At 71.5% G+C, this 25,021-nt stretch carries 24 protein-coding genes; 11 read left to right on the forward strand and 13 right to left on the reverse strand.

Features of this window, described 5'->3' with window-relative positions; translation table 11 throughout:
- Positions 1 to 117: 117 nt before the first annotated feature.
- The 6 genes from BLS99_RS05875 (at position 118) to BLS99_RS05900 (ending at position 6,123) form a co-directional block, all read left to right on the forward strand.
- On the forward strand, positions 118 to 1,320 hold the full coding sequence (locus tag BLS99_RS05875; RefSeq protein ID WP_091045268.1) for an ROK family transcriptional regulator: 1,203 nt from the start codon (positions 118 to 120) through the stop codon (positions 1,318 to 1,320).
- A 320-nt stretch (positions 1,321 to 1,640) separates the two neighbouring features.
- Positions 1,641 to 2,939, forward strand: coding sequence for an ABC transporter substrate-binding protein (locus BLS99_RS05880; RefSeq protein ID WP_091045272.1), 1,299 nt, complete (start codon positions 1,641 to 1,643; stop codon positions 2,937 to 2,939).
- Positions 2,940 to 2,950: 11 nt separating this feature from the next.
- Complete coding sequence (locus BLS99_RS05885; protein ID WP_091045276.1) at positions 2,951 to 3,925, forward strand: carbohydrate ABC transporter permease; 975 nt, start codon at positions 2,951 to 2,953, stop codon at positions 3,923 to 3,925.
- 4 nt (positions 3,926 to 3,929) lie between these two features.
- Positions 3,930 to 4,835 (forward strand): carbohydrate ABC transporter permease, encoded by a 906-nt coding sequence (locus BLS99_RS05890; protein WP_091045279.1) that lies wholly within the window; start codon positions 3,930 to 3,932, stop codon positions 4,833 to 4,835.
- 151 nt (positions 4,836 to 4,986) lie between these two features.
- Positions 4,987 to 5,388, forward strand: a complete 402-nt coding sequence (locus BLS99_RS05895; RefSeq protein WP_091045283.1) for a DUF4234 domain-containing protein — start codon at positions 4,987 to 4,989, stop codon at positions 5,386 to 5,388.
- 219 nt (positions 5,389 to 5,607) lie between these two features.
- A complete protein-coding gene (locus BLS99_RS05900) occupies positions 5,608 to 6,123 on the forward strand; it encodes an adenine phosphoribosyltransferase (protein ID WP_091045286.1) in 516 nt (171 codons plus the stop codon).
- Positions 6,124 to 6,377: 254 nt separating this feature from the next.
- Here BLS99_RS05900 and BLS99_RS05910 read toward each other — a convergent pair whose 3' ends face one another.
- Entirely contained in the window at positions 6,378 to 6,977 is a 600-nt protein-coding gene (locus BLS99_RS05910) for a bifunctional 4-hydroxy-2-oxoglutarate aldolase/2-dehydro-3-deoxy-phosphogluconate aldolase (RefSeq protein WP_245712168.1), read from the reverse strand.
- The gene (locus tag BLS99_RS05915) at positions 6,974 to 7,888 is read right to left on the reverse strand and encodes a sugar kinase (protein WP_091045293.1); all 915 of its coding nucleotides are present in this window, start codon (positions 7,886 to 7,888) and stop codon (positions 6,974 to 6,976) included. Before BLS99_RS05915 ends, BLS99_RS05910 begins: the two co-directional genes overlap by 4 nt.
- Before the next feature lie 146 nt (positions 7,889 to 8,034).
- Between BLS99_RS05915 and BLS99_RS05920 the strand changes: the two genes are divergently transcribed.
- From BLS99_RS05920 to BLS99_RS05930, 3 genes are all read left to right on the forward strand, one after another.
- Positions 8,035 to 8,436 (forward strand): hypothetical protein, encoded by a 402-nt coding sequence (locus BLS99_RS05920; RefSeq protein ID WP_143034701.1) that lies wholly within the window; start codon positions 8,035 to 8,037, stop codon positions 8,434 to 8,436.
- Positions 8,437 to 8,892: 456 nt separating this feature from the next.
- Positions 8,893 to 10,797 carry a DEAD/DEAH box helicase gene (locus BLS99_RS05925; RefSeq protein ID WP_218126304.1) on the forward strand — a complete coding sequence of 635 codons (1,905 nt, stop codon included), beginning with the start codon at positions 8,893 to 8,895 and terminating at the stop codon, positions 10,795 to 10,797.
- Entirely contained in the window at positions 10,794 to 11,369 is a 576-nt protein-coding gene (locus BLS99_RS05930) for an SWIM zinc finger family protein (RefSeq protein ID WP_091045301.1), read from the forward strand. Before BLS99_RS05925 ends, BLS99_RS05930 begins: the two co-directional genes overlap by 4 nt.
- 32 nt (positions 11,370 to 11,401) lie before the next feature.
- On the opposite strand, the gene BLS99_RS05935 is transcribed toward BLS99_RS05930, so the two are convergent.
- Positions 11,402 to 12,049: an HAD-IA family hydrolase gene (locus BLS99_RS05935; RefSeq protein ID WP_218126305.1), complete on the reverse strand. Its 648-nt coding sequence runs from the start codon at positions 12,047 to 12,049 to the stop codon at positions 11,402 to 11,404.
- A gap of 140 nt (positions 12,050 to 12,189) precedes the next feature.
- Between BLS99_RS05935 and BLS99_RS05940 the strand changes: the two genes are divergently transcribed.
- Complete coding sequence (locus BLS99_RS05940; protein ID WP_091045303.1) at positions 12,190 to 12,729, forward strand: GNAT family N-acetyltransferase; 540 nt, start codon at positions 12,190 to 12,192, stop codon at positions 12,727 to 12,729.
- A 174-nt stretch (positions 12,730 to 12,903) separates the two neighbouring features.
- On the opposite strand, the gene BLS99_RS05945 is transcribed toward BLS99_RS05940, so the two are convergent.
- The 5 genes from BLS99_RS05945 to BLS99_RS05965 form a co-directional block, all read right to left on the reverse strand.
- Entirely contained in the window at positions 12,904 to 13,578 is a 675-nt protein-coding gene (locus tag BLS99_RS05945) for a response regulator (RefSeq protein WP_091045306.1), read from the reverse strand.
- On the reverse strand, positions 13,575 to 14,783 hold the full coding sequence (locus BLS99_RS05950) for a sensor histidine kinase (RefSeq protein ID WP_091045308.1): 1,209 nt from the start codon (positions 14,781 to 14,783) through the stop codon (positions 13,575 to 13,577). The genes BLS99_RS05945 and BLS99_RS05950 overlap by 4 nt, the downstream gene beginning before the upstream one ends.
- Positions 14,784 to 14,793: 10 nt before the next feature.
- Positions 14,794 to 15,612 (reverse strand): ABC transporter permease, encoded by an 819-nt coding sequence (locus BLS99_RS05955; protein WP_091045311.1) that lies wholly within the window; start codon positions 15,610 to 15,612, stop codon positions 14,794 to 14,796.
- Positions 15,612 to 16,529 carry an ABC transporter ATP-binding protein gene (locus BLS99_RS05960; protein ID WP_091045314.1) on the reverse strand — a complete coding sequence of 306 codons (918 nt, stop codon included), beginning with the start codon at positions 16,527 to 16,529 and terminating at the stop codon, positions 15,612 to 15,614. Before BLS99_RS05960 ends, BLS99_RS05955 begins: the two co-directional genes overlap by 1 nt.
- Positions 16,530 to 16,833: 304 nt before the next feature.
- Entirely contained in the window at positions 16,834 to 18,429 is a 1,596-nt protein-coding gene (locus tag BLS99_RS05965; protein ID WP_218126306.1) for a bifunctional 3'-5' exonuclease/DNA polymerase, read from the reverse strand.
- A gap of 112 nt (positions 18,430 to 18,541) precedes the next feature.
- Between BLS99_RS05965 and BLS99_RS26050 the strand changes: the two genes are divergently transcribed.
- On the forward strand, positions 18,542 to 18,685 hold the full coding sequence (locus tag BLS99_RS26050) for a GPGG-motif small membrane protein (protein WP_176953224.1): 144 nt from the start codon (positions 18,542 to 18,544) through the stop codon (positions 18,683 to 18,685).
- A 241-nt stretch (positions 18,686 to 18,926) separates the two neighbouring features.
- On the opposite strand, the gene BLS99_RS05970 is transcribed toward BLS99_RS26050, so the two are convergent.
- From BLS99_RS05970 to BLS99_RS05990, 5 genes are all read right to left on the reverse strand, one after another.
- A complete protein-coding gene (locus BLS99_RS05970) occupies positions 18,927 to 19,958 on the reverse strand; it encodes a LacI family DNA-binding transcriptional regulator (RefSeq protein WP_091047678.1) in 1,032 nt (343 codons plus the stop codon).
- Between the two features lie 22 nt (positions 19,959 to 19,980).
- Positions 19,981 to 20,904, reverse strand: a complete 924-nt coding sequence (locus BLS99_RS05975; protein WP_245712169.1) for a carbohydrate ABC transporter permease — start codon at positions 20,902 to 20,904, stop codon at positions 19,981 to 19,983.
- The gene (locus BLS99_RS05980) at positions 20,901 to 21,854 is read right to left on the reverse strand and encodes a carbohydrate ABC transporter permease (protein ID WP_091045316.1); all 954 of its coding nucleotides are present in this window, start codon (positions 21,852 to 21,854) and stop codon (positions 20,901 to 20,903) included. The genes BLS99_RS05975 and BLS99_RS05980 overlap by 4 nt, the downstream gene beginning before the upstream one ends.
- Positions 21,855 to 22,098: 244 nt before the next feature.
- Complete coding sequence (locus tag BLS99_RS05985) at positions 22,099 to 23,361, reverse strand: ABC transporter substrate-binding protein (protein ID WP_218126307.1); 1,263 nt, start codon at positions 23,359 to 23,361, stop codon at positions 22,099 to 22,101.
- A gap of 195 nt (positions 23,362 to 23,556) precedes the next feature.
- Complete coding sequence (locus BLS99_RS05990) at positions 23,557 to 24,972, reverse strand: glycoside hydrolase family 16 protein (protein ID WP_091045320.1); 1,416 nt, start codon at positions 24,970 to 24,972, stop codon at positions 23,557 to 23,559.
- Between the last annotated feature and the right edge of the window lie 49 nt (positions 24,973 to 25,021).

Below are 25,021 nucleotides of genomic sequence, written 5' to 3' on the forward strand. Positions count from 1 at the left end.
AAACCGCTGCAGAGCATATCGGGTCGCGGGAACCGCCGCCCCCGTCGCCGGGTGAACCGCACCCGCCACTTCAACTAACCCATTTACAAAGTGACGCGTCCGCCGTAGCATTCAGCCATGAAGTCCACCTCGCGCGACATCCGCCTGCGCAACTGCTTCGCGGTCCTGCGCCACCTCATCGCGGACGCGCCGACCTCCCGCCAGATCCTCGCCCGCGAGACCGACCTGTCCGTGGCGACGGTCTCCAACCTGGTCACCGACCTCATCGAGCTCGGCGTCGTCGTCGAGGTGGGCCGCGAGGACTCCGGCGGCGGACGGCCCCGCGCCCTCCTCGCCCCCCACGCGGGCGGCGGCGTCATGATCGGCGTCGACGTCGCCGAGACCTACGTGCAACTGGAGGCCTACGACCTCGCCCTCACCGTGGTGGACCGGGCCGAGGAGCGCATGGAGGCCAGCGAGACCAGCCCCGACCAGGTCATCGGCCATATCGCCGCCGCCATGGACCAGGTCCGCGGGCGCCTCGGCGACCGCGCCATCCTCGGCGTCGGCGTCAGCCTCCCCGGGCAGGTCGACGTCACCTGGGGCGTCTCCGGCTTCGCCCCCAACTGGGACTGGCACGACGTCCCCTTCCGCCGGCTCCTCACCGAGCGCCTCCGCCTCGACGTCCCCGTCTACCTCGACAACCCGCTCAAGACCATCACCGTCGGCGAGCTCTGGTTCGGCGACGGCCGCGGCGTCGACCGCCTCGCCGTCCTCATCCTCGGCACCGGCGTCGGCGCCGGCCTCGCCTTCGGCGGCCAGCTCTACCGCGGCGCCACCAACTCCGCGGGGGAGTGGGGCCACACCACCATCGACCCCGCCGGACCCCAGTGCCGCTGCGGTGCAACGGGATGCATCGAAGCCTATGTGGGCGCGCCCGCGATCCTGCGGCAGTGGGACGAGTTCGGCGGCCGCGCCGCCGGGTCCCAGACCGAGGCCATGGCCGCGCTCGCCGCCGCCTGGGAGGCCGGTGAGCCCGCCGCGGTGCGCACCGTGGAGACCGTCGCCGAGTCCCTGGCCGCGGGCGCCGCCAACCTGCTCAACCTCGTCAACCCCGACCTGGTCGTGCTCGACGGCTGGGTCACCGCGGCCCTCGGCGACGCCCTCGTGCCCGAGTTCGAGCGCCGCCTCGCCGCCCACGCCCTTGAGGCCCCGCTCAAGGCCGCCCGCCTGAAGCGGAACACCCAGGAGCGCAACATGGTCGCGCTCGGCGCCGCCGCCCTCGCTCTCGAAGGCCATTTGAACCGCCTGAACACCGTCGGGTCCCGCAGCCGCCGCTGACCGGACCGGCCCCGCAACCGCACACCGCGCGGCCGCGGTCCCCGGACCGCCGCCGCGGCCACACGCGCCCCACGCGTCACCTCAACGGGGCGCTTTTCATGCTGCACGCTGCGGGAACGCGGATCCCCAAAAACCGAGTGCTTCCAACGTGATCGCGCACGAATCGTTACCCCGAGGCTTACTTCAACCCATTGACAAAGTGAGTGATGCTCGCAACACTGGACAACGAATCGGCGCATGTCGATTCTCCGCTGCGACGTCGACCATGACCCGGCCTCGCCCCGGAGCCCACCGACCTCCCACGTAGCGAGGAGCTAGAAATGGTCGCCCACAGCAACAACCGACCGTCCAGGCGGGCGCTCGCCGCTCTCGCGCTCGACCGCCGCCGCATGCTCGCGCTCGGCGGTCTCGCCGCGGGCGCCGGCGCGCTCGGCGCGTGCGGCTCCAACACCGGCCGCGGCTCCAGTGACGGCGTCAACCTCTACCAGTGGTACCACCAGTACGGCGAGGCCGGCACGAAGGAGGCCGCCGAGAAGTACGCCGCCGCATACGAAGACGCCACCGTCAGCATCAACTGGGTCCCCGGCGACTACGACACCACCCTCTCCTCCGGACTCCTCGCCGAGAACCCCGGCGACTACCCCGACGTCTTCGAGAGCCACCTCAACCGCTCCATGGTGGACTCCGGCCAGATCGTCCCCCTCGACGACCTGTTCGACGGCGTCCTCGACGACTTCACCGACATCGACGTCAAGCGCAACTCGATCGACGGCAAGATCTACGGCATCCAGATGATCGACGACCCGCAGTTCCTCTACTACCGGCCCTCGCTCCTCGCCGACGCCGGCGTCGCCGAGCCGGCCACGTTCGACGACCTCGCCGCCGCGGCGGCCGAACTCACCACCTCGGACGTCAAGGGCCTCTTCCTCGGCAACGACGACTCCGCGACCAAGCTGTTCCAGCCCATCGTCTTCTCCGCGGGCCAGACCCTCCTCACCGACGACTTCCAGATCGGCTTCGACAAGGACACCGTCATCGCCGGGGCCCTCCAGGTCAAGGCCCTCCACGAGTCCGGGTCGCTCCTCATCGGCGCCCCCACCGAAGCCTGGGACCCGTCCTCGATCATCCAGGGGCTGTGCGCGATCCAGTGGTGCGGCCTCTGGGCCCTCCCGCAGATCATCGACACCTACGGCGACGACATCGCCGTCATGCCCTTCCCCGGCTTCGCGGGCGGCGCCCAGACCGTCTACAACGGCGGCTGGTCCACGTTCGTCAACGCCAAGTCCGAGCACGTGGACGAGGCCAAGGCGTTCGCCAAGTGGCTGTGGATCGACAACGAGGAGTACATCCAGGACTGGTGCCTCTCCTACGGCTTCCACATCCCGCCGCGCAAGTCCATGGCCGCCAACGCCGACGCCCTCGCCGAGGGCCCCGCCGCCACCGCCGTCCAGATCTCCCAGGACTACGGCTGGGGCGACGACCCCAACTGGACCCCCACCATGGAGACCGCCGTCGACGACATGATGACCCACATCGTCCTCGAAGGCGCCGACCCCTCCGCCGAGTTCGACACCGCCGCCCAGACCATCCAGACCGAGCTCGACTCGATCTTCGGCTGACCGGAGGCACCGTGGCCGTCTCGACCGAGGCCGCCGCGCCCGACGCGGCGGCGGGTGCCGGGGGACGCGCTCCCCGGCCCCGCCGCCGCACGGGCGGCTGGCGGACCGCACTCACCTTCTGGTACTTCGTGGGGCCCTTCCTCATCGGGCTCCTCGTCTTCACGTACATCCCGGTGGTCTGGAGCGCCTACCTGTCGTTCTTCGACGCGCGCAACACCGTCACGCCCCTGCCCGAGGACTTCGTGGGCCTGGGCAACTACGCGCGGATGCTTCAGGACGCCGCATTCACCGACAGCCTGGTGACGTTCACCGTGTTCGCGGCCTTCGTCGTGCCGCTGACCTTCGCCTGCTCGCTCGGGCTGGCGCTGCTGCTCAACCGGGTGCGACTGATGCGGGCGTTCTTCCGGTCGGTGTTCTTCCTGCCGTTCTCGTGCTCCTATGTGGTGGCGTCGCTGGTGTGGAAGATGTCGATCTTCAACGGGGTGCGGTACGGGATGGCGAACTCGGTGCTCGACCTGTTCGGCATCGAGGACGTGCCGTGGCTGTTCGACCCGAGCCCGCCGTGGTACTGGCTGGTCATCGTGTCGCTGCGCCTGTGGATCCAGTGCGGCTTCTACATGATCCTGTTCATCGCCGCGCTCCAGCAGATCCCCGAGCACCTGTACGAGGCCGCCTATGTGGACGGTGCGAAGCCGGGGAGGCAGACGTTCTGGCACATCACGCTCCCGCAGCTGCGGGCCACCTCGGTGGCGGTGCTCATGCTCATCCTCATCGCCGCGTACCAGGCGTTCGACGAGTTCTACAACCTCATCGGGAACCAGGCGTACGCCCGGCCGCCGCTGATGTACCTGTACACGACCGCCCTCGGCACGCAGCAGGACCTGGGCCGCGGCTCGGCCGGCGCGCTCATCCTGGCGCTCATCATCGCGATCGTGACGGTCCTCCAGGGCAGGTTCCTCGGATTCGGCAACGCGGAGGAGAAGTAGCGCCATGTCACATACCACTGCGTCACGCAGTACCGCGTCTCGTACCACCGCGCGCAGCAAGCCGGTCGGCTACCGGCCCGGGGTCGGGTCGAAGGGCGCGAACATCGCGGTCTTCACCGTCCTCGCGGTGCTCGCCGTCCTGTTCCTCATCCCGTTCTACCTGATCCTGCGCAACGCGTTCGCCACGGACGCCGAGATCACGGCGCCCGGCTGGATGTGGTTCTCGCCGGACCCGGCCTGGGGCAACCTGTCGCGGCTGTTCGACGACCCGGCGGTGCCCATGGCGCGGTCGCTGCTGAACTCGGCGATCGTGGCGGTCCTGACCACGGCCGGCACGCTGTTCCTGTGCACCACCGCGGGGTACGGGCTCGCCCGCATCCCGTGGCGGCACGCGAACAAGGTGTTCTACCTGGTGCTGGCCACGCTCATGATCCCCGGCGCGATCACGTTCGTGCCGAGCTTCGTGATGGTGTCGAGCCTCGGCTGGCTCTCGGACTACCGGGGCCTCATCATCCCGGGCCTGTTCAGCGGCTTCGCGGCGTTCCTGTGCCGCCAGTACTTCCTGGGGTTCCCGCGGGAGCTGGAGGAGGCGGCGCGGGTGGACGGGCTGAGCCACTGGGGCGCGTTCTGGCGCATCGTGGTCCCGAACTCGGGGAGCTTCCTCGCGGCGATCGCGGTGATCACGTTCGTGGGGGCGTGGAACTCGTTCCTGTGGCCCCTGGTGATCGGCCGGTCCCCGGAGTCGTGGACGGTGCAGGTCGCGCTGTCGACGTTCCTCACCGCGCAGACCGTGAGCCTCTCGCAGCTGTTCGCCGCGGCATTGGTCGCGATCCTCCCATTGGTGTTCGTATTCCTGTTCCTGCAGCGATTCCTCGTCCAAGGAGTGGCGCAAACAGGGCTAAAGGGCTGAATACAAGGGACGGCCTACCTCCAAAGCAGACGATCACACATGCTAATGTGAGCGCACTTCGGCCAGCGGGCCCAACCGGCTGCGGGATGCGTCCCGCAGCCGTGCGCTGTCGTCGAGCCCCGTTTCCCCTGTACGCAAGGAGCAGTGCCCCATGCCCGAACTGAAGACCCGCGGCCCGTTCGCCGTCTGGATTCTGAGCATCGTGACCTTCGGCATCTACTACCTCGTGTGGTTCGCCAAGACCACCGCCGAGGTGAAGGCCGTGAACCCGAACGGCGAGAAGAACGTCAATCCGGCCCCCATGGTCTGGTCGCTCCTCATCGGCGCGCTCACGCTCTTCATCTGGCCGATCGTGAACTGGTTCAAGTTCTGCGCCTCGATCCGCCAGGAGCAGGAGGCCGCCGGTCTCACCCCGACCTTCTCCACCGGCCTCGCCACGCTGTTCGTCTTCCTGGCGAGCACCCACGTCTGCTACGTCCAGTCGCAGCAGAACTTGGTCGTCGCGGCCGTCAGCGCCAAGCGTGCCGCGCCGGCGCAACCCGTCGCGGCCTAGTGAGCCTCGTCGATTCCCGAGCCCCCGGCCCCGGCCGGGGGCTTCATCGTTCCCCAGTGCCGTGTGACATGTGATGTACTACCGGCATCACGGGCCCCCCGTCGCAACCCTGCCCCAGGGGTACGACAGTTCCGGCACTGGTGAGAGGGCTTCGGGTTCGTGGTGGCCGGTCCGGAGCGTCGGGTACTTCGGGGCCGGCGACCGGTTACCCTTGCCGTCGTGGACCTGACCGAATACGTGCCCGTCGTTCCCGACTTCCCCGAACCCGGGGTCGGCTTCCGCGACATCACGCCGCTGCTCGCGGCCCCCGACGCGTTCCGCGCCTCGATCGACCGCCTCCAGGAGGCCGTCGAGGCGTACCCGTACGACTCGATCGCCGCGTTCGACGCGCGCGGGTTCCTCTGGGCCGCGCCGCTCGCCGACCGCACCGGGAAGCCGCTCCTGCCGATCCGCAAGGCCGGGAAACTGCCCCGCGAGGCCGCCGTCGAGACCTACCGCGGCGAGTACGCCGAGGTCCGCGTCGAACTCCACGCCGACGCCGTCAAGGACGGTGACCGGGTACTCCTCGTCGACGACGTTATCGCCACCGGCGAGTCCATGGCCGCAGGCGTGCGCCTCGTCGAGGGCCTCGGCGGCACCGTCGCCGCCTGCGCCGCCCTCCTGGAGATCGCCTCCCTCTCCGGCCGCGACCGCCTTGACGGCTACCCGATCGTCTCCCTGCTCGGCAAGCTCTAGGCGAACCGCGAACCGCGAACCGCGAACCGCGAACCGCGAACCGCGAACCGCGAACCGCGAACCGCGAACCGCGAACCGCGAAGCCGCAAGCGGCGGCGTCTCCCGCGATCGCGGTGTCCCCAGGCCCGAGAACCGAAAACGCGCGCAACGGTCACGTTGCGCGCGTTTGTCGTACCCCTAGGGCAGGGTTGCAGCGGGGGGCCCGTGATACCGGTGGTACATCACATGTCACACAGCACCGGGCCCCGCGCAGCTCAGGCCAGCAGCTTCTCGATGTTCGCCGGGTCGGCCAGGGCCGAGCCCATGCCGATCACCGCGGCGCCGGCCTTGCGGTACGCCTCGACCTCGTCGGGGGCGACGCCGCCGGTCGCCACGTACTTCACGTCGGGGAACGGCCCGGCCATCGCCTTGAACCAGTCCTTGCCGAGCGACGACGCGGGGAACACCTTCACCCACGTGCACCCCAGCTCCCGGGCCAGACCGACCTCGCTCGCCGTGGCCACGCCCGGCAGGTGCGGCAGGCCCGCCGCGTGCGACGCCGCCAGCACCTCCGGGTTCAGGCCCGGCGCGATCGTGTAGGCCGCGCCAGCCGCGGCCGCGCGCTCCACGTGGCCCGCTGTCACCACGGTCCCGGCACCGACCAGGTGCCCGCGCGGCGCGGCGGCCTTCACCGCCGCCGCGAGGGCCTCCTCCTGGCCCGGCCGCCCGATCGGCACCTCGACCAGTTCCACCCCGGCGTCCCACAGCCGCTCGGAGAGCGCCACGGTCTCGTCGGCGGGCAGGCCCCGCCAGATCGCCATGACGCGCTGCCCGGCGAAGAGGCGGTCGAAGAATGCGCCTTGGTCAAGGGTCACTGGTCCTCCAGGATGGCTCGAACGGTCTCGGGTGCGGGCGGGGGCGCAAGGTCCCCGACGATCTGGAGGGCCCCGGCGGCGAGCCGGTGGCCCAGGCGCATCGACGCCGCGGCCGAGGCGCCGCGCAGGCGCCCGAACAGGAACCCGGCCGCGAACGCGTCGCCGGCGCCGACCGGCTCGACCACGTCGACCGGTTCGGCGGGGGAGTAGTGCGCCGCGTCGCCCTCGAACGCGGTGACGCCGTTCCCGCCGTCCTTGACGACGAGCACGCCCGCGCCCGGCACGCGCTCGCGCACGTCCTCCGCGGTCTTGACGCCCCACAGGGTCTGCGCCTCGTCGAGGCCCACGAACGCGATGTCCGCCGCCCCCGCGAGCCGCGCCAGCACCGGCCCTGCCTCCTCGACCGGCCACAGCGCCGGCCGGTAGTTCACGTCGAAGCTCACGACCGCGGGCGCCAGCGCCCGCGCGACCATGAGCTCCTCGATCAGCGCCGCGCACGAGTCCGACAGCGCCGGCGTGATCCCCGACAGGTGCAGGATCTTCGGCGCCGCGACGCCCGCGAGGTGCCCGGGGGCCATGGTCGAGGCCGCGGAGCCGCGCCGGTAGTAGTGGACGACCGTGCCCTCGGGGCCCGGGTTCTTGAAGTACACGCCCGTCGGCCGCGCCGGGTCGGTCGCGGCGCCGGAGCAGTCGACGCCCGCGGCCTCCAGGACGTCGCGGATGCGCAGCCCGAACGGGTCGGCGCCGACCTTCCCGTGCCAGGCGGCGCGCGCGCCCAGCCTCGCGAGCGCGACGGCGACGTTCGATTCGGCGCCGGCCACGCCGGCGTGCAGCTCGCCGGCGGTGCGCAGGGGTCCGGCGGTCGAGGGCGCGAACACGCACATCGACTCGCCGAGGCACAGGACGTCCAACAGGGGCTCCCTTCGTCCGCGGTCCACCCGCGGTCGGGGTCGGGGGGTCGCCTCAGCCTACCCACCGGAAAGCGCATTCTCAAAGCCGCGCCGAGCCGGAGTCCCGCGTAGACTGAAGCGGCCGGCCTCTCACGATGGGGGCGAACATGATCGACGTGCGCCTGGTCAAGCTCTTCGCCTGGGTCATCGGGGTGCTCATGCTCCTGTGGCTGCTCGCCGAGTGCCTCGGCGGCGTGGACGAGGCCGACCCCCGCAACCAGGACCTCGACCGCGACACCGAGCAGTACGCCGCCGACTGCGACCGCGCCTGGCAGGTCCTCGACCTCGTCGGCGGCGCCGACGGCGCGAGCATCGACGCGGTCGTCGACGAGATGGCGGTCCTCGGCAACGAGATCGAGGACCCCGCACTGAAGACCCTCGCCGAGTCCTACTCCCTGGACGTCCAGGACCTCGTCGCCGCCACCGCCCCCGAAGACCTCGACGAGGCCCGCTCCCAGTACCAGGACTCCGCCGCGTTCAACCTGGCCCTGCGCTGCCCCATCACCTGAACCGCCGCGGCGGGCCCGCGGCGGCAGACCGAGGACGGCAGGCCGGCGGCGGCACGCCCGCGACGTCAGGGCCGCGGCGGCACGCCCGCGATCCCACCTCCGAGATGTCGAAACCGGTATTGACAGTGTTCGAATTTACCGCTAACTTCTACACGTTCGAACATCCTTCTGTCCGAAGGATGCCGACTCGACCTCAATGTGGAGGGCCGCGGCCCCGGCGCACCGACGCCGCCCGCCCGGCGACGCCGGCCCTCCCGCAGACCTTGCTCTGGGGTTGACGGGGCGGGGCCGACCGGACCCGCTGCCGCCGCGGGCGACCGTGACGCAGCGCAACGGCGGGCCCGCCCCGTTCCTGCCGTGAAACCCCCAAAACATCCCATAACGGTTCGCGCGTTTGGGTTCGGGCCCGTGCTTGTGGCAAAATGGCACGTCTGCCTTCCCACCGTAGGAGCCTCGTTGCCACCCAGCGAACTGCACGCCACCTTCCTGCCCGACCACGCCTCCCCGGCCGACGGGCGGCTCCTGTTCTTCGGCGGCGCGCGACCCGAGGCCGCGGTGGCCGAGCTCGGACTCCCCCCGGGCGACCCCGTCGACGCCGAGCTCTACCTCGACGGCGTGCTCCAGGACGTCGAAGGCGTCGCCATGCCCGTCCGCCCCGTCCTCCCCGCGCTCACCCGCATCGCCTCCCGACCCGACATCACCGAGTCCGTCGCGATCTGGGCCCGCATCGCCAACGCCGTCGACGACGACAAGTTCGACGACCTCGACCGCATCGCCGCCGAACTCCCCGCCGAAGGCCACAGCGCCCCCCACTCCGAAGGCCACGTCTGGACCGCCACCGCCCTCGTCGGCGCCTTCGTCGAGTCCTACACCGAACTCCTGCGCTCCGACTCCGGCCTCAACCTCCGCCTCATCACCGCCCAGCACGCCGACCCCGGCGACGTCCGCGTCAACGCCGACCTCCGCCGCTACCAGGCTCACGGCATCGCCTGGCTCGAAGCCGCCGCCGACGGCGGCGCCGGCGTCATCCTCGCCGACGACATGGGCCTCGGCAAGACCCTCCAGTCCATCGGCCTCCTGGTCCGCCGCGCCGGCATCGCCCCCCACCTCGTCGTCTGCCCCACCTCCCTCGTCGGCAACTGGCAGCGCGAGATCGCCCGCTTCGCCCCCCAGCTCTCCGTCCACCTCCACCACGGCCCCGCCCGCAGCAAGTCCCCGGCGCCCCTCGCCGACGCCGACGTCGTCGTCACCTCCTACTCGATCGCCCTGCGCGACATCAAACTCCTGCGCGCCATCGGCTGGGACACCATCGTCATCGACGAGGCCCAGGCCATCAAGAACCACCGCTCCCGCACCGCCGGCGCCGTCCGCGACCTCACCGGCCGCGTCCGCATCGCCCTCACCGGCACGCCCGTCGAGAACCACCTCGCCGAGCTCTGGTCCATCTCCGAGTTCGTCAACCCCGGCCTCCTGGGCATCCAGGCCGACTTCAAGCGCCGCTTCGCCGACCCCATCGAGATCGGCCGCGACCCCGTCGCCGCCGCGACCCTCCGCGCCCGCATCGACCCCGTCGTCCTGCGCCGCATGAAAGAGGACGTCGCCGCCGACCTGCCCCCCAAGATCGAGTCCGTCGTCGCCTGCACCATGACCGACGAGCAGTCCGGTCTCTACCGCGAGGCCATCCGCGAAGCCTTCGACGAGGGCCTCGGCGACGGCATCACCCGCCGCGGCCGCGTCCTCAAGCTCCTCACCCGCCTCAAGCAGATCTGCAACCACCCCGCCCAGTACGTCGGGGTCGGCGACGGCGGCCTCGCCGAGCGCTCCGGCAAACTCGACCGCGTCACCGAGATGCTCACCGAGGTCGTCGAGGAAGGCGACAAGACCCTCATCTTCACCCAGTACCGGCAGATGGGCGACCTCCTCTCCCGCCACCTCGAAGCCGAACTCGGCGTCGCCGCCCCCTTCCTCCACGGCGGCCTCGACCAGCCCGCCCGCGACAAGCTCGTCGACGAGTTCCAGACCGTCGAGGGCCCCGCGATCCTCCTCGTCTCCCTCCGCGCCGGCGGTACCGGTCTCAACCTCACCGGCGCCTCCCACGTCGTCCACTACGACCGCTGGTGGAATCCCGCCGTCGAGGACCAGGCCACCGACCGCGCCCACCGCATCGGCCAGACCCAGACCGTCCACGTCCACAAGCTCGTCACCGCCGGCTCCCTCGAAGAGCGCGTCGACGAACTCCTCGCCCGCAAGCGCGCCATCGCCGAGGCCGTCGTCGGCTCCGGCGAGGACTGGCTCGGCGAACTCGACGACTCCCAGCTGCGCAAACTCATCGAACTCGACGACGAAGGGGGCCACCTGTGAGCGACCCGTACGGCCGGACCTGGTGGGGCCGCAAATGGTGGCGCGCCCTGGAGACCATCGGCCTCAACTACCCCGACCAGCGGATCGTCCGCGGCCGCGCCCTCGCCGGGCACGGCAGCGTCACCGGCCTCGCCATCGAACCCGGCCTCGTCTCCGGCAGGGTCGCCGACGCCAACGGCGCCTTCGACGCCCAGATCGCCATCCCCGTCTACAACGCCTCCGCCTGGGCCGCGGGCATGACCGCCCTGTCCCTCTCACCCTCCTGCGTCGCCGGACTCCTCGCCGGGCGCCTGCCCAAACGCATCGACGACGTCCTCGCCGAGACCGGCATGCGCCTGCTCCCCAAGAAGTTCGTCACCGAGGACCACAACCGCATCACCACCTCCTGCGGCTGCGCCGACGCCCGCGAGGTCTGCGCCCACATCATGGCGCTCGCCCTCGTCTCCGCCGCCAGGATGGACGACGACCCGTGGCTGGTCCTGCTCCTGCGCGGCGGCCCAACCCGCGACCTCGCCGGACGCCTCCGCGCCGCCCGCCTCGCGAGCATGGAGGCCGCGCAGCCCGTCGCCTGAGCGGTCGATCCGCTGCCGCGCTGGCGTGGCGGTCAGGGCAGCGTCACCGACAGGGTCTCGCGGTCGAGGACCACCCGCACACCGGTCATGTCCGGGACGCGGGGGAGTCCCGCCGCGGCCTCGCCCCGGTAGCCGCCGACCACCACGGTCGCAGCGCCGGCGCCGGTCGCGGAGGCCAGGCCCGCGGGGGCGTCCTCGAACGCGATGGCGTCCGTGGCGTCGAACCCGAGCGCGCGGGCCGCGAGCCGGTACGGCTGCGGGTGGGGCTTGCCCCTGGTGACGTCGTCGGCGGCGACGAGGACCTTCGGGAGCGGGATGCCCACCGCCGCGAGCCGCTTGAGCGTGAGCGCGCGGGTCGCCGAGGTGACCACCGCCCACCGGGACGGGTCCAGGGACTGCAGGAGCGCCGCGGCGCCCGGGACCTCGCTGATCCCGTCGGTGCGGTCGATCTCCTCGGCCTCGATCCGGTCGGTCTCGGCGATCGCGTCGACACCCGCCGGCGCGAACTCCGTCACCACCTCGATCGTCGGGCGCCCGTGCGCCACCGCCAGGATCGCCCCGGCCTCCAGGCCGTGCCGGTCGGCGAACCGCCCCCACGCCCGCTCCACGGACGCCGTCGAGTCGACCAGCGTCCCGTCCATGTCGAACAGCAGCACCGAAGCCGTCAGCACCGAACCCATCGCGAACCTCCCTAGAACCGACCCGCAACGCTACCAACGGAAGATGACGGACGCGCTACATTCCGCGCGCCGATCCGCGAACTCGCGGTGCGCCCGGGATTCCGGTTGCACCCGCGAACGGGGTCATTTAGCGTCGAACCGTGCCCGAACTGATCCTCCCCACCGCCGACCTCGCCGACACCTTCGCCGAGGCCGTCCGCGAGTTCATCGCCGAAGGCCGCGGCGGGCCCGGCGACCAGAGCCTCCTGGGCGACCTCGTCCAGCGGCTCGGGCCGCCCGACGACCCCGCGACGTGGATCGAGGGCGTCCTCGCGATCGAACGCGCCCTCACCGAGGACCCGCCCGCCGCGTTCGTCCCCGCCACCACCTTCTGGTGGGTCGACGGGCCGGTCTTCCTGGGCCGCATCAACATCCGGCACCGTCTCAACGAGCACCTGCGCGACTACGGCGGCCACATCGGCTACGACGTCCGCCCCTCGGCGCGCCGCCGCGGCCACGCCACCGCCATGCTCGCCGCCGCGCTCCCCGTCGCCGCGGCCCTCGGCATCGAGAAGGCCCTCATCACCTGCGACACCGACAACACCGGGTCCCGCAGGGTCATCGAGGCCAACGGCGGCCTCCTCGAGGACCGCCGCGGCGACAAGCTGCGATTCTGGGTCCCGACCGCGCCCGCCGCCTGAACGAGGCCGCCCACGGCGCCGGCGGAAAGGTGCGGGGCGAGGACTCGCCGGGCACCGGGCCCGCTACAAGGGTGCTGTGTGACATGTGATGTACCACTGGTATCACGGGCCCCCCGCTGCAACCCTGCCCCGCGGGTACGACAAGAACCGGGAGAGCGGGAACGCGAGGAGTGCTCAGTTGCCGTCGGGTGCGACGAGGCCGGTGTTGTAGGCGAAGATGACCGCCTGCACCCGGTCGCGGGCGCCGATCTTGGCGAGGATGCGGCCCACGTGGGTCTTCACCGTCGACTCGGCCAGGTGGAAGCGCTCGGCGATCTCGGTGTTGTTCCAGCCCTTGCCGATCGCCGTCAGCACCTCGCGCTCGCGCTCGGTGAGCACGTCGAGCTGCGCCGCCGCGGCCTTCGCCTCGTCCTCGCCCTCGACCGGGAACTGGTCGGCGAACCGGTCGAGGAGGCGCCGCGTGAGCTTCGGGGCCACCACCGCGTCGCCCGCGGCCACCACCCGGATACCCGACAAGAGCTCCTCGGGCTGCGCGTCCTTCACCAGGAACCCGCTCGCGCCCGCCCGCAGCGCCGCGTACGCGTACTCGTCCAGGTCGAACGTCGTCAGCACCAGGACCCTGCTGCGCCCGCCCGCGGCGATGATCCGCCGCGTCGCCTCGATCCCGTCCACACCTGGCATGCGCACGTCCATGAGGACCACATCCGGACCCAGCTCGGTCGCACGGCGCACCGCGTCCGCCCCGTTCTCGGCCTCGCCGAGCACCACCAGGTCCGGCTGGCTCTCCACCAGCATCCGGAACCCCATGCGCTGCAAGGGGTGGTCGTCAACGATGAGCAGGGTGGTCACCGGCGCTCCTTCCCGTTCACGGGCATCCACAGGGCGACGCGCCAACCGCCGTGCGCCTCCGGCCCGGCCACCATTGTGCCGCCGAACGCCGCCGCCCGCTCGGCCAGCCCCGCCAGGCCCCGCGCGGTCCCCGCCTCGTCGACCCGGTTCCCCGTGTTCGACACCGTCACCGCCAGGCCCTCCTCGCGGTACGACATCGACACCTCGGCCCGCTTCGGGCCCACCGCGTGCTTGAGGACGTTCGTCAGCGACTCCTGCACCGTCCGGTACACCGCGAGCTGCTGGTTCTCCGACAGCTCCCACCGCTCGCCCGACGTCAGCAGCGTCACCGGCAGTCCCGCCTCCCGGACCCGCTCGATGAGCGCGTCCATGTCGGACAGCCCCGGCTGGGGCGCCAGCTCGACCTCCGCCGGATCCTCCGCCTTGAGCACCGACAGGACCCGCCGCAGCTCACCGAGCGCCTCCCGGCTGGTCCGCCCGATCACCTCCAGCGCCTCCTTCGCCTTGTCCGGCGAGGCCGCCGCCGCGTACGCGCCGCCGTCGGCGAGCGCGTTGATGACCGCCAGGTTGTGCCCGATGATGTCGTGCATCTCCCGCGCGATCCGGTTCCGCTCGTCCGCGACCGCCTCCCGCGTCGCCTGGTCCCGCTGCGAACTCTGGAAGTCCCGCCGCGTCCGCACCAGCAGCCCGATCGCGACGATGAACCCGAAGTACACCGCCGTCGGCACGAAGAACGCCAGGAAGCTCCCGACGCCCAGCCGGTGGTTCACCGTCCAGTCCACCAGCGACGGCACCAGCGACACCAGCGCCGCCCACCACAGCAGCCGCAGCGGCCGCCGCAGCACGATGTTGTAGACCACCACCGTGAACGACAGCGCCGCCGCCCCGTCGACCATGCCCGAACCGACCCCGGTCAGCGACAGCGGGATCGTGATGCACAGCGGCACGGCCTGGCTCAGCAGCACCGCGAACGGGTACCGGCGCCGCCAGATCGTCGGCACCAGGAACAGGACCGCGGCCACCAGCTGCCACACCGGGTGCCGGAGCTCCACCTGGCCGATCGCGGCCCCGATCGCGCCCAGGCACCCGAAGAACACGTACAGGAAGATCGGGAAGAGATCCCAAAGCAGCGGGTGCCGTGAGTCGAACTCCGACACCCGCTGCCACAGCCCGCGCTTGCGGGACACGTTCACGGCCTGCGCCACAACGGGATTGTCACACGTCCCGGCGCTTGAGCAGCACGCCCGCCAGCCCGTAGGCGACGACCAGCCAGATCCCCATCCACAGCCACGACTCGCCCAGGCCGAGCGTGCCCATCGACGTGTCGACCACCGCGATGGTGTTCGGGACGTTGCCCGGCGCGTACGGCACCACGTCGCTCACCCACTCCCACGGCAGCAGCGTCGCCAGCTGCGGCAGGATCATGATGACGCCGACGTAGAAGCCGATCGAACCGGCCGAGTTCCGCAGGATCGCACCGATCGCGATCGCCAGCAGCGCCAGGTACACGATCATCCCGACGTACCCGAACAGCGCCCGCAGCACGCCCTCGTCGCCCAGCGAGACGCCGCCGATCTCGGTGCCGCTCAGCAGCGCCTGCGACATGAAGAACGTCGCGAACACCATGGCGGTGAACAGGACCGCCACGACCGCGCCGAACACCAGCGCCTTCGAGAACAGCATGCCCAGGCGCTTCGGCGCCGCCGAGAGCGTCGAGCGGATCGAACCGGTCGTGTACTCGCCGGTGATCGTCAGGATGCCCAGCACCGCCACGAACACCGAGGAGAGCGACACGCCCGCCATCGCGAACGACAGCGCCGCGTCGGCCCCGCCGACGGCCGCCTCGTCCGGCACGCTGGCCGAGATCAAGGCCCCGAGCCCGCCCGAGAACACGACCGCGCACAGCAGCACGATCCACGTCGAGCGCAGCGACCACAGCTTGGTCCACTCCGAGCGCAGCTCGCCCACGAAGGTGAGCCGGTACTGCTGCGGCGGCGCGTACGCCGGCCGTTCGGTCATTGCCGCGGCGGTCATCACTTCGCCCCTTCCATGGTCTGTCGGTACTCGACCGCGTCGGCGGTCAGCTGCATGAACGCGTCCTCGAGCGAGCCGCGGTCGGTCCGCAGCTCGTGCAGGACCAGGCCGTGCGCGGCGGCCGTCTGGCCCACCACCGCCGCCTCGGTCCCCGACACGTCCAGGACGCCCCGCTCGGGACTCGCGATCGTGATGCCCGGGCCGGCCAGGTGCTCGGCGAGACGCGCCGCGTCGGGGGAGACCACGCGCACGCGCGCCTTCCCGTTGCCCGACACGAAGTCGTCGACGGTCGTGTCGGCCAGGAGCTTGCCCTGCCCGATGACGATTAGGTGCTCGGCGGTCTGGGCCAGCTCGCTCATGAGGTGCGAGGACAGGAAGACCGTGCGGCCCTCCGAGGCCAGGCCCTTGAGCAGGAGGCGGATCCACTTCACGCCGTCGGGGTCGAGGCCGTTGACCGGCTCGTCCAGGATGAGCACGGCCGGGTCGCCCAGCAGCGCGACCGCGATGCCCAGGCGCTGGCCCATGCCGAGGCTGAAGCCGCCGACGCGCTTGCCCGCGACCTCGTGCAGGCCGACGAGGTCGATGACCTCGTGGACGCGCTTGGTGGGGATGCCGTGCGTGCGGGCGAGCGCCAGCAGGTGCTTGTAGGCGCTGCGTCCGGCGTGCACCGACTTCGCCTCCAGGAGCGCGCCGACCTCGGTCAGCGGCGACCGGAACTCGGAGTAGTGCTTCCCGTTGACGCGGGCCAGGCCGGAGGTCGGGGCGTCCAGACCCACGATGGCGCGCATCGTGGTGGACTTCCCGGCGCCGTTCGGCCCCAGGAACCCGGTGACGACGCCGGGCTTGACGGCGAACGTCAGATCGTCCACGGCCGTCTTCTTGCCGTAGCGCTTCGTCAAGTGCTCGATCTCGATCATGCCCACGACGCTACGGCCCGCGGCCCGGTCGTTCATCGGTTTCGGGAGCGATCTTCCGGGACGCGAGTGGTACCCGGGTACTACGACTCCAGGAGAAGAAAGCGCTGTCGCGACTCCTCCTCGCATTCGCCCGCAGCGGCGTCGCCCCAGCAAGGCGCCTACGCCTGCGCCGCCGCGCCCGGAAGACGGTGCCATATGACATGTCACATGGCACCCGACCGGTGGGCCCCCGGGTCCACCCTGACACACGGGACCGACAGGGCCTTCCGGGGCGGATTCGGGTCCGCGGCCGGGGGCCTGCCGGTCATTTCGCTTCGGAGTAGCTGTCCACGACCTTGGGGCGCAGCGGGATGCGCACCGGGAGGGTGCCGAAGAGCGTCCGGGTGGCCTCCTCCGCCGCGCGTTCGATCGCCGCCGAGACCGCCGCCGCGTGCTCCTGCGGGCAGTGGACCATCACCTCGTCGTGGAGGAAGAACACCAGCTCGCCCAGGTCCCGCTCGTACAGCTCGTGCCGCAGCAGCGCCAGCAGCACCAGCGCCCACTCCGCGGCCGTCCCCTGCACGATGAAGTTCCGCGTGAACCGGCCCCGGCTCGCCGACGACCGCGTGCCGTCCTCAGAGCTCAGCGCCCGCCACCACCGCTCCGACGGCGCCGGCACCGTCCGCCCCAGCCACGTGCGCACCAGCCCGCCCTTCTCACCCGTGCGCGCCGCCGACTCGACCTTCTCGAACGCCGCCGGGAACCGGTCCCGCATGAGCTGCACCAGCTGCCGCGCGTCCCCCGCCGTCCCCCCGTACATCGCCGAGATCAACGCGATCTTCGCCTTCGACCGCTCCCCGCCCAGGCTCGGCGCCAGCTCCGTGTACAGGTCGTCGGCGGCCGTCGCCGCCACCATCGCCCGGTCGCCGCTGATCGCCGCCAGCAGCCGCGGCTCCAGTTGCGCCGCGTCCGCCGCCACCAGCTTCCACCCCGGGTCCGCCCGGATCGCCTCCCGCACCGAATGGGGGAGCTGCAGCGCCCCGCCCCCGTCCGTGCCCCACCGCCCCGTATCGGCCCCGCCGACGATGTACACCGGCCGGAACCGGCTCACCACCCGCCCGCCCACGGGCTCCGGCGCGTCGAACACCCACGCGTCCGCCCAGTTCCACCCGAACGCCCCCCACACCCGCGCGTGCTCCCGGTACACCTTCAGCGCCTCCACCGCCGGATGGTCCACCGCGTGCAGCTCCCACGCGTGCGTCGTCTTCACCTCGACCCCCGCCGCATGGAACGCCGCCAGCACCTGCTTCGTCGAGTCCGGGTTCAACTGGTGCCCGAACGCCTCCGCCACCCGGTCCGCCAGCGCCTGGAGCTTCCGCGGCCGCAGCCCCTTCGACGGCCGCGGCCCCAGCAGGTCCCGCAGCAGCCGGTCGTGCACTTCCCGGTCGAACGGCACCCCCGTCCGCCCCATCTCCGCCGCCACCAGGGCCCCCGCCGACTCCGCCGCCAGCAGTGCCCCCAGGCCCGGGATCGCCGCGTTCGCCGTCCGCCGCCGCTGGTCCAGCCACGCCGCCTGGAGCCGCACCAGCTCGGCCGGACCGTCGACCGGCTCCGGCTCCCGCTCGAACAGCGTCCCCGCGTCGGGATCGGACGCCACCACGTACGCCGGCGGCTCGTGCGCCTCCACCCGCGACAGGATCCGCTCGGCCAGGCGCAGGTCCCGCATCCGGTCCAGGCGCGCCCCCGCCTCCAGCAGCGGCGGGTAGTCCCGCGCACCGTCCGCCACCACCCACCGCGGCGCACCGGCCGCCTCCGCCTCGCTCACCGCCGCCGCCAGGTCCGCGTGGTACGCCACGGCCCCGCCGGGCAGGGGCATCGTCCAGCCCTCCCCGGCCCTCCCGTGCACCAGAGCGACCTCCACGCCACCAGTGGACCACGACCCACCGACATCCCCGGCCCGCTCGCGGCGAACTCCGCGAAGCGAATCCGAGGAATGTAGACATATTCCTTCGGCCTATGGGTATACGGACCGCATGGCATTGATTCTCTGGATCCTCGCGGTCCTACTCGTGGTTTACGGTATCTACATGATCTTCCGAGGCCAGGTGCTCCTCGGGATCGTGGTCATCATCGTCGGCCTGCTGGTCGGCCCCGGCGGGGTGAGCGTCTTCACCTAGCCAGGCCGCCCCGCACGCGCCCTCAGGGCGCGCGGCGAGCGGCCACCAACCGGACAACAGGACACGAACGACCGGAAGCCCGGCCCGCAGCAGCGGGCCGGGCTCCACTGCGTCTCAACGGCCTCGCCCCCGCGGAACCGGCGTCACCGCCGCACGCACCGGGCGCTTCTCGACCGTGTCCTTTACAACCATGTCCCTTACGACCGTGTCCTTCACGTCCGCATCCTTCATGAACGTGCGCTCACGCCGACTCGCGGATCACCAGCTCCGTCGGCAGGATCGTCATCGGCGACACCTCGCCGCCCTCCAGCAGCCGCAGCATCGTCCGGGCCATCGTCCGCCCGATCTCCGCGATCGGCTGCCGCACCGTCGTCAACGGCGGATCCGAGTACGTCGCCAAGGCGATGTCGTCGAACCCCACCACCGCCACGTCCTCAGGCACCCGCCGCCCCGCCTCGCGCAGCGCCTGGAGCGCCCCGTGCGCCATCAGGTCCGACGCGACGAACACCGCGTCCAGCTCCGGCTCGTCCGCCAGGAGCTGCCGCATCGCCGCCTGCCCCGACTCCGCCGTGAAGTCGCCGACCGCCACGATCGAACGCCGGTCCGCGGCCGCGAGCGCCTCCCGGTACCCGTCCAGGCGCGCCCGCCCCGCCACCATGTCCAGCGGCCCCGCGATCGACGCGATCCGCCGCCGGCCCTGCGCGATCAGGTACTCCACCGCCGCCCGCACCCCGCCCAGGTGGTCGACGTCGATGCACGGCGCCTCCAGCTGCGGCAGCCCGTTGCACACCACCGGCACGCCCCGCCGGATCATCAGCTCAGGCAGCAGGTCCGCGTCGTGCAGCGACGCGAACATGACGCCGTCGACGTGACCGCCCACCGCGTACCGCTCCGCGCGCTGGCGCGCCTCGGCCGACCCGGTCGTCATGAGCACCAAGAGCTTCCCGGCCGCGTCGAGCTCGGTGGCGACGCCGCGGATGACGCTCGGGAAGAACTGGTCGTCCGAGAACACGCGGTTCGGGGACTCCGGGAGGATGAGCGCCACCGAGTCCGTCCGGTGCGTCACCAGCGACCTCGCGGCGGCGTGCGGGACGTACCCGAGCTCGTCGGCGGCGGCCTCCACGGCCCGCCGCAGGTCCTCGTTCACCGTGGTCTGCCCGTTCACCACCCGCGAGACCGTCGCGCGCGACACCCCCGCCCGCTCGGCGACCTCCTCCAGGGTCGGCCGCCCCAGGCGCGGGCTCCGCACCGGCCCCGCTTCCGCACGCCGCATCGCGTCCGCCTCCGTCTCCGTGTCAGCCTTTGACCGCACCCTGCATGATCCCGCTGATCATGTACTTGCCCAAGAGCGCGAACACCGCCAGCAGAGGAAGCGTAGCCAGCATCGTCCCGGTCAGGACGAGCGACTGGTCGGTCACGTAACCGCCCGACAGCGTCGACAGCGCCACCTGCACCGTCTGCGTCTCGGGGCTGGAGAGGACGATGAGGGGCCAGAAGTAGTCGTTCCAGGCGGTCAGGAACGTCAGGACCCCGAGGACGACGGCCGCCGGCCGGGCCGCGGGCATGACGATCTGCCAGAAGATCCGGAACGTCGAGGCCCCGTCCATACGGGCCGACTCGATGAGCGAGCCCGGGAGCGCGCCGCGCAGGTACTGGGTCATGAAGAACACGCCGAACGCGTTCACCAGGCCCGGCGCGATCACCGCCCACAGCGTGTCCGTCCACTCCAGCTCCACCATGAGCATGAACAGCGGGATGACGCCGAGCTGCACCGGGACCATCATGGTCGCCACGACCGCCACCAGGAGCACCTTGGCGCCCTTGAACTCCAGCTTCGCGAACGCGAACCCGGCGAGCGTCGAGAAGAACACCACCGAGGCGGTCACGCTGCCGCTCACCAGCACCGAGTTGAGCAGGGCGGTCCCGAACGGGACCGTGTCGAACACGCGCTGGACGTTCTCGACGAGGTTTGCGCCCGGCAGCACCGGCGGCGGGACGGTGGCGAGCGCCGAGTTGTCCCGCGAGGCCACCACGAAGCTGTAGTACAGCGGGAACCCCGAGAAGAACAGGACCGCGACCAGGGTCAGGTAGGTCAGGCGTCCGGGCTGCTCGCGCAGGGCGCGCAGGCGGGCCCGGGCCCGGCGGCCGGGCCGCGGCGCGGGTGCGCGGTCCGCCCGCCGGGAGTCGTCGGCGGTGCGGTCGATGAGGTCGGCGGTCACGAGGCGCTCCTGATGCGGCGGATGAACAGGTAGTTGAGGAGGGCGACGAGGACGATGACGGCGAACATCGTCCAGGCCACGGCCGAGGCGTACCCGAACTCGAAGCCGCGGTTGAAGCCGTGCTCGTACAGGTAGAGCGTGAGCGTCTGGAACTGGCGGGAGGCGCCGCCGGTGACGCCGTTCTGCCCGCCGCCGCCGAACAGCTGCGGCTCGGCGAAGATCTGGAGCCCGTAGATCGTCGAGACGATCACCGTGAACACGATGGTGGGCCGGATCATCGGCACCGTCACGTGGAACAGCTGCTGCATGCGGGAGGCGCCGTCGAGGTGCGCGGCCTCGTACACCTCGCGCGGCACGGCCTGCATCGCGGCGAGGTAGATGAGGGCGTTGTAGCCGGTCCACTTCCACGCCACCATGACCGCGATGGCGATATGTGACGTGGCACTGCCGGCCTGCCAGTCGATGCGGCCCGCGCCCAGGGACTCCAGGACCCAGTTGATGAGCCCGAAGTCGCGGCCGAACAGCTGGCTGAAGATCACCGCGACCGCGACCACGGAGGCGACGTTCGGCAGGAGCATCCCCATGCGCCAGAACGTCTGCGCGCGCAGCCGCATGGTGAGCAGGTGCGCCAGCAGGAGCGCGGCCAGCAGCTGCGGCACCGTCGCCAGCAGGAGGATCGACATGGTGTTGCCGAGGGCGTTCCAGAAGTACGGGTCGGTCAGCAGCGTCGTGTAGTTCCCGAACCCGACGAACACGTGGTCGTCGGAGAGCAGGCTCCACTCGTGGGTCGACACCCACGCGGTGAACGCCAGCGGGAACAGCCCGAACACGGCGAACAGCACGAAGAACGGGGCGATGTACAGGTACGGGGAGGCTTTCAGGTCCAGGCGGTAGCGCAGGAGGCCCGCGGGGCCGCCTCGCGCGCCGGTCCCCTTGGCGGCGATGGTCATCGGGTCGCTTTCACGGTGGGTCGGAACACGGTTCGAGTGGGCAGGGTTTCGAGAGGCAGGGTTTCAGGAGGCAGGGTTTCGGAATGCAGGGTCTCGGAGTGCAGGATGCCGGGAGGCAGGGCTTCGACACACCGCTGCGAAGACGTGCTCCGCGGCGGTGCTTCGAGCATCGGCGGCCTCGGAGCGGCACGGGTCGCGAGGGGCCGGGCGGCGGGCCCGCGGGCCCGCCGCCCTCGCTCTGGGGCTAGAACGATTCGAGATCCGAGAGCACCTGGCTCCAGGCGTCCTCAGGGGACTGGCTGCCGTCCTCGATGCGGCCGAGGCCCTGGCCGATCGTGGCGAGCACGTCGCCCTGGAGCGGGCCCTGGTACTGCGGCTGCACCGCCTGCGCGGCGGCGGTGAAGATCTCGCCGACCGGCGCCTCGTTGAAGTACGTCTTGCTCAGGCCCGTCAGGGCCGGGTCCTCGTACAGCTCCGGCGTGGACGGGAAGTTCCCGGTCGCCTCGAACACCTTGAGCTGCTGCTCGGGTGCGGTCAGCCACTCGATGAACTCGTACGCCTCCTCGGCGTGCTCGCCCTGCTCGGGCAGGACCAGGTGCGAGCCGCCCATGTTCCCGGCGCCGCCGGGCACGGTGGCGATGTCCCACAGGCCGGCCGCGTCGGGCGCGTTCGTCTCGATGTAGGAGGTCATCCACGCGGGGCAGATGATCGTCGCGAACGTGCCCTCGTTGAACCCGGCGTTCCACTCCGGGGTCCACGCGGTCAGCCGGTTCGACATGCCGGCCTCGATCGCGTCGACGGTGAGGTCCCACGCCTCGCCGATCGCGGGGTTCGACTCGACGATGAGGTTGTCCTCGCGGTCGTACACGCCCTCCTCGGCCTGCTCGACCATGGCGCGGAACATGTTCCCGGAGGACTCGAAGAAGAACCCGCCGGTGTCGGCGGTGTACTGCTCGCCGACGGCGACGTAGTCGACCCAGGACCCGGCCCACAGGGCCGAGACCTCGTCGCGCTCGACCGGGAGCCCGGCGGCCTCGAACAGGTCGCGGCGGTAGCACATGGCCATCCCGCCGACGTCGGTGCCGAGGCCGATGAGCGACTCGCCGTCGGCCGACAGCGCCTGCTGCCACTTCCAGTCGAGCCACTGGCCTTCGAGCTCGTCGGCGCCGAGGTCGAGCAGGTTGTGGAAGCGGTCGGGCTGGGCGGTGTACTGCGAGATGTACCCGACCTCGACCGCCTCGATGTCGGCCGCGCCGGAGCCGGTCGCCAGGTGCGTGGTCAGGTTCGTGTGGTGGTCGGCGAACTCGGCGATGCGCTCCTCGAACTCGATCTCGGGGTGGAGCTCCGAGTACTCCTCGTACAGCGGGCCGAAGCCGAAGTCGCCGAACAGGCCCACGCTCAAGGTGATCTTGCCGTCGTCGTCCCCGCCGGAGCAGGCGGTCAGGCCCGCCGCGGTGACGAGGGCCGCGGCGAGGGCCACCGCGCGGATCGGTCTGCTTGTGTTCACTGGTTCTCCACTGTGTTCATCGGGATTCGGATGAGGGATTCACGCTCGCGCGCGATGAGAGAGCGCTCTCTGGGCGGAGGCGATCGCCGCCCTTCGAGTCGCTCAATCAAGCAATGTGTGACATGTGACGTGCCACTGCCCCGGGGAGGCGGGCGGGCCGGAGAGGCCGCGGCCCGCCCGCACCCCCGGGCCGGATCAGCGCCGGAAGTGGAACTGGTCCACGGACACGAAGTCCTGGGGCTGGCCGGAGGTGAACGTCAGGAACACGTCATGGACGCCGGTCACCGCGGACACGTTCCCGGGGATGTTGCTCCACGAGGTCCACCCGCCGGTGTTCGCGAGGGCGAACGAGCCGATCGGCGTCGCCGTCCGGGAGTCGATCCTGACCTCGATCAGGCCGCTCACCCCGCCCGCGGCGCCGGAGGCGACCCGCGCCATGAAGTCCAGCGGCGCCGTCGACCCGAAGTTCACGTCGTCGTAGCGGACCCAGTCGCCGTTCCCCAGCGGGCCGATCGCCCCGCCCGAGGACGGCAGGCTCGCCGACGACGCGTCGAACGAGGTCGCCTCGATCGCGGCGTAGGCGTCGCGGTTCCCGCCCCCGCCGGGCGTCGTGGTCGGCTCCCCGGTCGGCTCGCCCGAGCCGGCCGCGGTGTAGACCCGCACGTAGTCGACGAGCATCGAGGCGCCCGGCTGCGTCGCCGAGGTCGGCGTCGCGTGGCCCGCGACCCCGTCGGGGAAGGCCCCGCCCATCGCCAGGTTGAGCAGGATGAAGTACCCCGCGTGGTTCGTCATCGACGCCCACGTGTCGGCGGGCAGGGCGCTCTCGTTCACGGTGTGGAACAGCTGCCCGTCGGCGTACCAGCGCAGCTGGCCCGACGCGCCGGAGTCGTCCCACTCGAACCGGTAGGTGTGGAACCCGTTGTGGCAGTTGCCGCCGCACTGGGTGGTCGCGCCGAGGCCGTTGAACTCGTTGCAGGGGCCGCCGGGGGCGACGCCGCAGTGCAGGACGCCGTGCACGGTGCTCTGCCCGTTGACGTTCTCCATGATGTCGTACTCGCCGATGCCCGGCCAGTTCCAGTAGTTGCCGCGGAACGGCGAGCCCAGGGCCCAGAACGCCGGCCAGTACCCGAGGGCGGCGTTCCCGCTGACCTGGGGGAGCTGGAGGCGGCCCTCGATGGCGAGGGTCCCGCCCGAGGGCGCCTTGAAGTCGGCGCGGGCGGTCTCGATGCGCGCGGAGGTCCACGCGCCCGCGCCGTCGCGCAGCGCGGTGATCTTGAGGTTGCCCGAGCCGTCCATGGAGACGTTCGCCGGATTGTTGGTGTGGTAGGCGATCTCGCCGGTGCCCCAGTTGCCGGGCCCGCCGGGGTAGCCGTGGCCGATGTCGAACTGCCAGTTGGCGGTCGAGGGCAGCTGGCCCGCCGACCCGTTGAACTCGTCGGACCAGACGAGGTTCCACGCCTGCGCGGCCGCGGCGTCCTCGGTCTGGGCGTTGGCGTTGGCGATGGCCAGGCCGACGCTCGCGATGAGCGCGGCTCCTGCGGTGACGGCGGCGATCGCGCGGGCGAGCCGCCGCCCGGTCCTCGTGCGTACGGGGGTCTGAACGTCTGCCATGAAGGCTCCTCTGCCGGGATGGAGAGATCGCGCTCTCTCCGGTCCGATC

It is taken from the genome of Glycomyces sambucus (assembly GCF_900102815.1).
Classification (GTDB): Bacteria; Actinomycetota; Actinomycetes; order Mycobacteriales; family Micromonosporaceae; genus Glycomyces; species Glycomyces sambucus.